Raw genomic sequence first — 423 nt, forward strand, 5'->3', positions numbered from 1 at the left:
CCAGGCCCAGGATCCGGCTCGCGTAGTCGAGGAACACGCGCCCCGGCTGGGAGAGCTGCAGCCGGTTGCGCTCGCGCGTGAACAGGTCGACGCCGAGCTCCTCCTCCAGTTGCTTGATGCGCGTGGTCAGGTTGGACGGCACCCGGTGCACGGCCTGCGCGGCCGCCGCGATGCTGCCGTGGCGCGCCACCGCCTGAAACATTTCCAGTTGGATGAGATCCATGTCGACATTCTCGAAACGTGAATAAGTTGCTCAAAACTATTCAGTTTTTCTGAGCGTGTGCGGAGCTTACTATGAGCGCCATCCCAAGCCAATGGAGTTCAGCATGAGCAGCGCAGATCCTCAGGTATTCCGTTCCATCAGCCCGCTCGACGGCCGCCGGCTCGCCGAATTCCCGGCCCAGGGGCCGGCCGAGCTCGAAC

1 protein-coding gene is annotated in these 423 nt (G+C 63.4%); it reads right to left on the reverse strand.

Annotated elements, in window-relative coordinates; translation table 11 throughout:
* Nucleotides 1–223 (reverse strand): LysR family transcriptional regulator (locus HWX22_RS31690; RefSeq protein ID WP_175917037.1); only part of this gene is annotated, 223 nt, incomplete at its 3' end.
* Nucleotides 224–423 lie beyond the last annotated feature (200 nt).

The organism is Burkholderia sp. BCC1638 (assembly GCF_902833195.1).
GTDB classification, from domain to species: domain Bacteria; phylum Pseudomonadota; class Gammaproteobacteria; order Burkholderiales; family Burkholderiaceae; genus Burkholderia; species Burkholderia diffusa.